Consider the following 7,333-nt stretch of genomic DNA (forward strand, 5'->3'; position numbering starts at 1 on the left):
ATGTGCTTATGCCTATGGTAGAGCAGTAGCATATTATGATCTGTTCGGATTATTGTAAAAAGAGCTATAATTGACTGATAGAGTTGCTATTGTTATGCAATACATCATCCAATTCAGGAACGAATTTCGTGTTCAGCTCTGCGATTAATTTATCTAAAGCTTTGTGGACATAACCAAGCTGCGCTGGATTTCGCGCAACTGTTTCATCATAACCTTTAGGTTTGGTGTTATAGCTCTTTTTACAATAATCCGAACAGATCATAATATGCTACTGCTCTACCATAGCCATAAGCACATATCTTATCCTATTCGGACTATTGCGAGAAGTGCTATAACTTCTATTTTGCTTATTACTTTAAGTTCGTTTTTGCTTTCTTGTTTACTATTATTCATGCTAACTCCTATAAAAAATTATAATTTTAAAATCAATTCAGCTACATTGAAGTGGTATGTGGAAAGAGTAACAGCTAGCAAGCTATTACCTTTTTTATTAAAGCAACCCGTTCTCTTCGCCAGTAGCATGAGGGAATATGGAAGCTTCTGCAATGCCTGGCTGATCATCACGAAATTCCTGAAGCTCATCTCGAAGAGTTTGAAGTTGACTTTTTATTTCAGTTGTATTGTTCCATATATTTGATATAGTTGTTGACAGTGGCTCCACTATGCCAGTTGTAATGTTGCTGCTTAAATTTGTGTTATACTCATTAATACTGTCTATCAAGCCATCATAAACCTTTTTAAGGTATGTTATAGCTGCGGCTGTTTGCTTCATTTCCGCTATAGGTATTTTTTCCAGTGGCTGATTTATATCAAAATCTAACTCCTTAGCACCTTTTTCTTTATTCTGAATTTTTACTGAATCTATACTTGGTTTTACAAAATCTGGTTTTGTAAAAACCGGGCTCTCAAGTTTTAGTAATTTACTTTGGTCTGAAGGCTCGTCACCAAAATATAATTCTACATTGTTTTTACTCATAATAAGTTACCTCCTATAAAAAAATTGATTTTCATAAATTGCTACCATACAAGTAGCATTGAATCGTTATTGTTTTCTACTATTGTAAAATCTGGAGCTTCTGCAATGCCTGGCATATCGTCCTTGATTTGCTTGAGCATCTCAATCATTTCCTTGTTCTGTTTACTCTGCTCGTCAAGTTTCCCTTTTAATGCATCAATAATAGCTTTAGACTGATCTTGATTGCTGAGATCACCGATCACAGCTGTCACTTTCTCACAAGCCAGTTTGTGAATGATGTCTTTAAGCTCTTCTGCGCCTACGTTATCCAAAAGTTCTTTAAACTGCTCATTAGACATATTGCGAGCAAAAGCTTGAAGTTTGTCTGGGTTGTCAACTAAAGACTTAATGATAATCTGAATCTTATTAGAATCAGTTAAATCCTGAGCAATTGCTTCGAGTTTCTCAGGATCAAGCTTATTATAGCCTTTCTTATAATAGTCCGAATGCGATAAGATATGTGTTTATGGCTACAGCAGGCCAGTAGCATATTACGGTCTGTTCGGATTATTGTAAAAAGAGCTATAACTAAGTCTTTCAGTTGTTCTTCTTGCAGACTATTTACTAAAGCTTTCAACTGATCACCTTCTAATTCTTTGGAAAGTATTGTCAAGTGGTGCTCAGCCAAGTCTTTTGCAAGCACTGTAAATTGCTCGTCATTTAAAGTTTTAATAAGTGCTTTGAACTGATCCACTTTTAAGTGAGGTAAAATTTCTTTTACTTGCTCTGGATTTAAGTCTCTAACTAGAGCTTCAAGCTGAGCATCATTTAAAATAGGAACAATTATTTGTAACTTTTCTGGATTTAGTTCCTGAGCAAGAGTTTGTAATTGGTGATTGGTTAGATGATCCACTAAAGCTTGGAGTTGTTCATCTGTTAAGTTCTTTGCTAAGGTCTGTAGTTGGCTTGAGCTCAGTTCAGGAATTATTTTTTGCAGTTGCTCGTTACTAAGAGTATTGGTAAGAGTTTTTAGTTGGTCGTCTGTTAGGCCCTGAATAAAAACTTTAGTAAACGCGTTTGATAGCAACAGTAGCACATCTCTTATATGTCTCTCACAGTAGTATAACATAATGTCTTGTAATACCTTATTGTCAGGTGAATCGATTATATTTCCTGCCTCGTCTGAAAAATAATATTTATTGCTGCCAGTATCTGAATCTTCCCATGTTACATATTTGTATTCCAATTTTTTTGATTTAATAGAACTGCTACACATAGTTTTGAAAGGCTGCACAAGCTCTCTTGTATATGATAACTTAGCCAACTCATTACCGTAATATACAAATGTATGGTTACTTTTTACATAATCTAAGTTAGAATCACTTTTATAATCTTTGGCTACCAGATTTCCTTCATTTTCTTCCTCCAGACATATGTAACTGTCTAGGCAAGAACTGCTGCAAAGTTTTATAGGCAATAAGCCTAGTACTACATCGTTTTTATCATCCAGCGATACAAGCTCAACTTTTTTAATAGGCATTGTAGGATCATTACCTTCAGGCCACTTTATCCTTGTAGTCGGGGTTTTTCTAAACACCTCTTTTCCAGGTATCATCTTAAAAACATGCTTTTTTCCACTCATGAGTATTACCTAATAAATTTAATTATAGCTATTCTAACATTTATTGATTAATTGATTGTTAAGTTGGTATATATTAGAATTATAATAACAAACATTACTTGTGTAGAGAGAAGTGACGAAAAGAAATAGGGATTTTTAGGAAACTAGTATAAAACACTCATAGATTAAAATAAGCTGTTTTGACAGGTTTTGTGGCGGCTAGAGCTGTATAGACTGGTGGAGGCAAGCGGGATCGAACCGCTGACCTTCTGCGTGCAAAACAGATGCTCTACCAGCTGAGCTATACCCCCAGGTAATTCTTGCTTAAAGCATAAATCACTCAGGCTGAAATGCAAGAAATATTTATCTATTAGGCTATTGCTAAATAGTGTACAAATTCTGCAGGGTGTACACACTTCTCTATTTTTTTGTCTCCTTAGCGTTATAAGTCACACCATCCAAATAAATCTGTGAACTGAAAATTAACAAGAAGTTTTCCTTTAAAAATTTTTTAACTAAATTATCACTAACGCAGTATATTATATAATTTATTTAACCACACATGAAAATTTTAGTTTGATTAAAACGGATAAAAACTGTATTGATGTTTAGTATAGCTGAAAAATGAAATGATCCCGTAGCTCAGCCGGTAGAGCAACTGACTTTTAATCAGTGGGTCACGCGTTCGAGTCGCGTCGGGATCACTCACAAATTTTGAAAAACATGCTAAAAGAACAAGACAAAATATTCACCAACCTAAATGGTAAAGGAACTCCACTACTTGAGTGTGCAAAAAAACGTGGTAGCTGGCAAAAAACAAAGGAATTACTGGATTTAGGATCAGAAAAGATCATTGATGAAGTAAAGAAATCTGGTTTGAGAGGTCGAGGGGGTGCAGGATTTTCCACCGGCATTAAGTGGAGCTTTATGCCCAAAAATCTCCCAAAAGCATATTTAGTAGTCAATGCAGATGAGTCAGAACCTGGTACATGTAAAGATAGAGATATATTGCGATATGAGCCACATAAGTTACTTGAGGGAATTCTCCTGGCCGGCAAAGCGATCAGCGCATCAGTTGCATATATTTATATCAGGGGTGAATTTTATAATGAATATTTAGTTCTAAAAAAAGCACTTGAGGAAGCCTATAAAGAAGGTTTAATTGGAAAAAATGCCTGCAAATCAGGTTATGATCTTGATGTGTTTATCCATAGGGGCGCAGGAGCTTACATATGTGGGGAAGAAACAGCTCAACTCGAATCAATTGAAGGAAAAAAGGGCTTTCCTCGCATGAAGCCTCCATTTCCCGCAGGTGTTGGACTTTTTGGCTGCCCAACCACGATAAACAACGTTGAAACTATAGCAATGGTTCCAGATATTCTGAATCGCGGAGGAGAATGGTTTGCATCTCTTGGTAAACCAAATAATACTGGTACCAAGGTCTTTTGTATTTCAGGGCACGTAAACAACCCGTGTAATGTTGAAGAAGAGCTCGGAATTCCATTACGTGAATTAATTGAAAAATACGCAGGTGGAGTGCGAGGAGGTTGGGATAATTTACTTGCTGTAATACCTGGTGGGTCTTCAGTGCCATTAATTCCAAAATCTATATGTGATACTATTGAAATGGATTTTGATTCATTAAGAACTGCACAATCAGGGCTTGGTACTGCTGCTGTAATAGTGATGAATAAATCAACTGATATAATAGCTGCAATAGAGAGGTTATCACACTTTTATATGCATGAGTCCTGTGGACAATGCACACCATGCCGTGAAGGTACTGGATGGATGTGGAGGATTATGAAGAGGATGGTGGCAGGAGATATTAAGCCTGATGAAATAGATAAGCTGCTTGACCTTACAACTCAAATAGAAGGACATACAATTTGCGCACTTGGCGATGCTGCAGCTTGGCCGATTCAAGGATTAATAAGACATTTTCGCCATGTTATCAAAGAGAGAGCGATAATTTAACTTTACTTATACTTCTTGAGCCGTTTTGCTACTTAGCAACCAGAGCTAAAAAATATTGATTCCCTTCTCTTTTAGGTGCCAATTCTACCTTTGCGATATCTTCAGTGTCTCGAATTAGCCGTTCTAATTTTTCCAGTCCAACTTCAGTGTTTATAAGCTCTCTCCCTCTAAATCTCATTGTGACTTTAATTTTATGTCCGTGGGCAAGTAAGTCTCTTGCTTGACGCAATTTTGTTCCGTAATCGTGATCACCAATATTGGGACCCAGTTTAATTTCTTTTATAGTTAATGTTTTTTGTTTCTTTTTTGCTTCACTTGCTTTCTTTTTTATATCATACTTTTGCTTGCTATAATCCAGAATTTTACATACTGGAGGGGTTGAATCAGGTGCAATTTCTACCAAGTCTAAACCAACACCCTGTGCAAGCTCCAAAGCTCGTTCTATTAGCACGATTCCGATCATCTCACCACTGTGATCAACTAAGCGTACCTCCTTAGCTGTGATGAATCCATTAATTCTGTTTTTATTGTTCTTTTTAACTTGCAAACTTTAACTCCATTAATTCAAATTAATACTTTTTAACAACAATTCAATAGCCTTCTCCAAAGAAAAAGACTCCTGTCTTTCCGATCCTAAATTTCTCACTGACACAGTTTTACTTGTAACTTCATTTTTGCCTACAATCCACAATATAGGAACCTTGTTTGAACTATGCAAACGTATCTTATAACTAATTTTTTCATTGGTCAAATCAGTCTTGACTCTCACACCTTGTTCTTTTAAAATATTGCTAATTTCTGTGGCGTAACCGTCAGCTTCATTTGTAATGGTCAGAATAGCAAGTTGCGTTGGAGCAAGCCAAACTGGAAATTTTCCTGCATAATTTTCTATCAAAATTCCGATAAAACGCTCAAAAGTCCCAAGAATTGCCCTATGTAACATGACAGGGTGATGCTTGTGCCCATCTGCCCCTATATAAAAAGCTCCCAGACGTTCTGGTAAAATGAAATCAACTTGCAATGTTCCACATTGCCAGCTTCTGCCTATTGCATCTTTCAAAACAAACTCTAGCTTTGGACCATAAAATGCACCTTCACCAGGGCTCAGTTCATAACTCAAGCCCGCTTCTTTAACGGCTTCAAGCAGCGCTTTTTCAGCTCTATCCCACACTTCATCATTACCTGCTCTAATATCTGGACGGTCTGAAAATTTCACAGAAATTTCATTAAATCCAAGCTCTGAATATACTTCTTTTAAAAGGTCACAAAACTTTATAGTTTCAGAATTCACTTGTTCTTCCATACAAAAAATGTGTGCATCGTCTTGCGTAAAACCACGCACTCGCATCAGTCCGTGCAATGAGCCTGAGCTTTCATTCCTATGACACGTACCAAATTCTGCCATACGTATCGGTAAATCACGATAGCTTCTGGTGTGAGAATTAAAAATCTGCACATGACAGGGGCAATTCATGGGTTTTATTGCTAGCTTTTTGCTTTCAGATTCATCAACAATAAACATATTTTCACGAAACTTATCCCAATGTCCAGATTTTTCCCACAGCTCTTTGCTTACTAAAATAGGAGTTTTTACCTCAAAATAGCCATTATTTATTAGCTTCTTTCTGATGTAAGACTCAAGAACATTATATAAAATATATCCTTGTTCATGCCAAAAAACCTGCCCGACAGCTTCCTCTTGGATGTGAAATAAATCCATATCCTTGGCAATTTTGCGGTGATCACGTTTCTCTGCTTCTTTGAGACACTCAAGATAAGCGTTTAATTCATCCTTATTTCTCCATGCTGTGCCATATATTCGCTGCAACATTGGGCCCTTTGCATTACCTCGCCAGTATGCACCAGCTACTTTCATAAGTTTAAACGCTTTAACTCTACCGGTTGATGGTGAGTGCGGACCACGGCATAGGTCAACAAAATCACCTTGCCTATAAACAGTTAGGTTTTCACCCTCTGGTATGGATGAGATAATATCAACCTTATATTTTTCGACTATACCACTAAAGAAATCAACTGACTGCTTGCGAGTCCAAACTTCTCGAACAAATCTGTGGTTACTTTTTACAATCTCTTTCATTTTCTTTTCTATTGCGGTAAGATCGTCCGTAGTGAAGGTACGATCTGTAGCAAAATCATAGTAAAAACCGTCCTGAATTGTTGGGCCGATAGTAATCTGAGTATTAGGAAATAGCTCTTTCACTGCCTGCGCCATTATATGAGCAGCATCATGCCTTATTATATCTAAACCCACTTCGTCACTCAGTTGTATCACCTCTATCTCTGCATCAGCTTCAATTTCACGTGAGAGATCATGCAACTCACCATTTACCTTAAAGGCAATTGCTTCTTTCAAAACATCGGGTTGTAATATATCAAAGCCAGTAACTTTACCACTGTATTCTTTTACTTTTTGTTCGGCTGAAAAAGTAATCCTAATCATTTATCGACCCTTTTGTCTAACCCTCTCTTTGTCATCCCAGTGCTTGACACTGGGATGGCTTTGTTGCATAGCAACTGAAAAAATTTGGTGGCTACTGACAAAATTCATTATAAAATAGCCATTTAACCTTGAAAGAAAAAATATGCCACAAAAAATGAGGGTCAGTAACCATAGCGAATATAACAAATTTCTAGAAAAAAGAGGAAATATTTTTCATTATATCAACGAAGCCATAGAAAAGTGGTACGAGAATGGTCCAAAAATACCAGGTGGCAACAATATTTATAGCGATAAAGTTGTAATTTTGGTGCACATAATA

At 36.6% G+C, this 7,333-nt stretch carries 6 protein-coding genes, 2 tRNA genes and 2 pseudogenes; 3 read left to right on the forward strand and 7 right to left on the reverse strand.

Features of this window, described 5'->3' with window-relative positions; translation table 11 throughout:
- Positions 1–64: 64 nt before the first annotated feature.
- The 5 genes and pseudogenes from OZD68_RS06300 to OZD68_RS06315 all read right to left on the reverse strand — a co-directional run bounded on the left by OZD68_RS06300 (position 65) and on the right by OZD68_RS06315 (position 2,887).
- The gene (locus tag OZD68_RS06300; RefSeq protein WP_259365975.1) at positions 65–262 is read right to left on the reverse strand and encodes a hypothetical protein; all 198 of its coding nucleotides are present in this window, start codon (positions 260–262) and stop codon (positions 65–67) included.
- 228 nt (positions 263–490) lie between these two features.
- Complete coding sequence (locus OZD68_RS06305; RefSeq protein ID WP_220468118.1) at positions 491–976, reverse strand: hypothetical protein; 486 nt, start codon at positions 974–976, stop codon at positions 491–493.
- A gap of 41 nt (positions 977–1,017) precedes the next feature.
- Positions 1,018–1,437, reverse strand: a pseudogene (locus OZD68_RS06665) (MgtE intracellular N domain protein); the annotation flags it as partial.
- Positions 1,392–2,597, reverse strand: coding sequence for a magnesium transporter MgtE N-terminal domain-containing protein (locus tag OZD68_RS06310; protein WP_375138384.1), 1,206 nt, complete (start codon positions 2,595–2,597; stop codon positions 1,392–1,394). The gene OZD68_RS06310 and the pseudogene OZD68_RS06665, both read right to left, overlap by 46 nt.
- 214 nt (positions 2,598–2,811) lie before the next feature.
- Positions 2,812–2,887, reverse strand: a tRNA-Ala gene (locus OZD68_RS06315).
- A 320-nt stretch (positions 2,888–3,207) separates the two neighbouring features.
- On the opposite strand from OZD68_RS06315, the gene OZD68_RS06320 reads away from it, so the two are divergent.
- Together OZD68_RS06320 and nuoF are read left to right on the forward strand one after the other, a co-directional pair.
- Positions 3,208–3,280, forward strand: a tRNA-Lys gene (locus OZD68_RS06320).
- A 19-nt stretch (positions 3,281–3,299) separates the two neighbouring features.
- Entirely contained in the window at positions 3,300–4,553 is a 1,254-nt protein-coding gene (nuoF, locus tag OZD68_RS06325) for an NADH-quinone oxidoreductase subunit NuoF (protein ID WP_182309341.1), read from the forward strand.
- Positions 4,554–4,581: 28 nt separating this feature from the next.
- On the opposite strand, the gene infC is transcribed toward nuoF, so the two are convergent.
- Positions 4,582–5,100 carry a translation initiation factor IF-3 gene (infC, locus tag OZD68_RS06330; protein WP_151807803.1) on the reverse strand — a complete coding sequence of 173 codons (519 nt, stop codon included), beginning with the start codon at positions 5,098–5,100 and terminating at the stop codon, positions 4,582–4,584.
- A 12-nt stretch (positions 5,101–5,112) separates the two neighbouring features.
- Positions 5,113–7,014 carry a threonine--tRNA ligase gene (thrS, locus tag OZD68_RS06335; RefSeq protein WP_182309342.1) on the reverse strand — a complete coding sequence of 634 codons (1,902 nt, stop codon included), beginning with the start codon at positions 7,012–7,014 and terminating at the stop codon, positions 5,113–5,115.
- Positions 7,015–7,156: 142 nt separating this feature from the next.
- On the opposite strand from thrS, the pseudogene OZD68_RS06840 reads away from it, so the two are divergent.
- Positions 7,157–7,333: pseudogene (locus tag OZD68_RS06840) on the forward strand (IS5 family transposase); the annotation flags it as partial.

Origin of the sequence: Wolbachia endosymbiont of Drosophila bicornuta (assembly GCF_028982105.1) — a bacterium.
In the GTDB taxonomy this organism is placed as follows: domain Bacteria; phylum Pseudomonadota; class Alphaproteobacteria; order Rickettsiales; family Anaplasmataceae; genus Wolbachia; species Wolbachia pipientis.

Excerpts from the sequence above, each read along its gene's own strand:
- OZD68_RS06300 (WP_259365975.1), bottom strand. The coding sequence starts at position 262 with ATGATCTGTTCGGATTATTGTAAAAAGAGCTATAACACCAAACCTAAA.
- OZD68_RS06305 (WP_220468118.1), bottom strand. The coding sequence starts at position 976 with ATGAGTAAAAACAATGTAGAATTATATTTTGGTGACGAGCCTTCAGAC.
- OZD68_RS06310 (WP_375138384.1), bottom strand. The coding sequence starts at position 2,597 with ATGAGTGGAAAAAAGCATGTTTTTAAGATGATACCTGGAAAAGAGGTG.
- nuoF (WP_182309341.1), top strand. The coding sequence starts at position 3,300 with ATGCTAAAAGAACAAGACAAAATATTCACCAACCTAAATGGTAAAGGA.
- thrS (WP_182309342.1), bottom strand. The coding sequence starts at position 7,014 with ATGATTAGGATTACTTTTTCAGCCGAACAAAAAGTAAAAGAATACAGT.